At 56.9% G+C, this 1,313-nt stretch carries 1 protein-coding gene; it reads right to left on the bottom strand.

The features are described 5' to 3' along the window. Positions 1-36 precede the first annotated feature (36 nt). A protein-coding gene (locus PCO31010_RS26485) for an IS3 family transposase (protein WP_150666871.1) occupies positions 37-1,259 on the bottom strand; the annotation gives its coding sequence in 2 pieces (ribosomal slippage) (positions 37-891 and positions 894-1,259; 1,221 coding nt in all). Positions 1,260-1,313: the final 54 nt, after the last annotated feature.

Genomic DNA, 1,313 nt, shown 5'->3' with positions numbered 1-1,313 from the left:
TGTCAAGTCCTGAAATAGGTTGACAGTTATTTCAGGTTAAAACGCCCGATGCACCGCATCGGGCGTTTTGTATTTCAGGGCAGTATGTGGCCGCTCGTGGTTGTAGATGTGCACGGATTGCTCGACCATCTTGGCAGCCTGCTCAAGATCAACAGGACGCTGCAAGAGGAACTCGTCTTTAAGGATGCCGTTGACCCGTTCGGCCAGCGCGTTCTGATAACAGTCGTAGCCGTCAGTCATCGAGCAGCGCAAGCCGTGGCGTCGGTGGATCTCCTGATAGTAGGTCGAGCAGTATTGGATGCCCCGATCAGAATGATGTATCAGTGGTTGGCGACTTCGGCGTTTGCGCAGCGCTTTTTGGAGCGCCTGACTGACCTGTTCAGTTTGCAGGCTATCGTGAACGTGATGACCGACAATCTTGCGTGAAAACGCGTCCGTGATGAGACTCAAATAGACAAACGGACCGGCCGTCGGTAAGTACGTGATGTCGGCCACCCATACCTGTTCGGGGCCAGTTGGCACGACCTGCTGCGGCCCCGGCTTAAGCAGATTCGGATGGCGCCGGAAGCGATGATGACTTTGCGTTGTCTTGTGGTACGCCCGGTGGGCCACTACGAGCAGACGCGCGCGGCGCAGCATCTCGAACATTCGGTCCCGCCCCAGCTTGATGCCTCGCTCGACCAGCGTTGGTCCGAGTAGATAGTGCAATTTTCGGGTCCCGATTCGGGGCTGACGCAACCGGACATCGCGCACCAGCGCTGTCACGGCCTCGGCCTGTGAGCAGCGACGCACCTCACTTTGGATGCGCTTGTAATATGCCTGGCGGCTGATACCCATGTGTCGGCAGGCTCGCTCAACGCTTAGCTTTTCGATCCGCTTTTGCGCAACGACCTGCCCGAAGGCTTTTTTACGGTGATTCCGTAGTCCTTGCGCATCACGTCGAGCACCGCCTCGAATAGCGCAGCCTTTTCCTGCGCTTCTCGCAATTGCGTCTCCAACTCCTTGATGCGCTGCTCCGGCGTGAGCGGCTTTGAATCTTGTTTTGACATGGTGGAACCCGATTGAGCACGCCCGGATGGATCGGCCCAATCCTGCAAGCCGTGCTTGCGTAACCATACCAGTACTGTCGAGCGACCCTGAATTCCGTATCGCCGCTGCGCCTCCCTGTAGGTCAGCTCGCCCTTTTCGACTTGCTCCACCACCGATAGCTTAAAAGCCAGGCTGTAGTCCCGCTGCGTCCGCTTAAACCCTTGCTCCATTTGCCACTCCTTCAATGCATCGAAAAAGTGACAACCTATTTCAGGACGGGTCAC

The organism is Pandoraea commovens, from assembly GCF_902459615.1.
Lineage (GTDB): Bacteria > Pseudomonadota > Gammaproteobacteria > Burkholderiales > Burkholderiaceae > Pandoraea > Pandoraea commovens.
The sequence above is the reverse complement of the archived record's forward strand: the minus strand, read 5'-3'. Positions and strand labels throughout refer to the sequence as shown.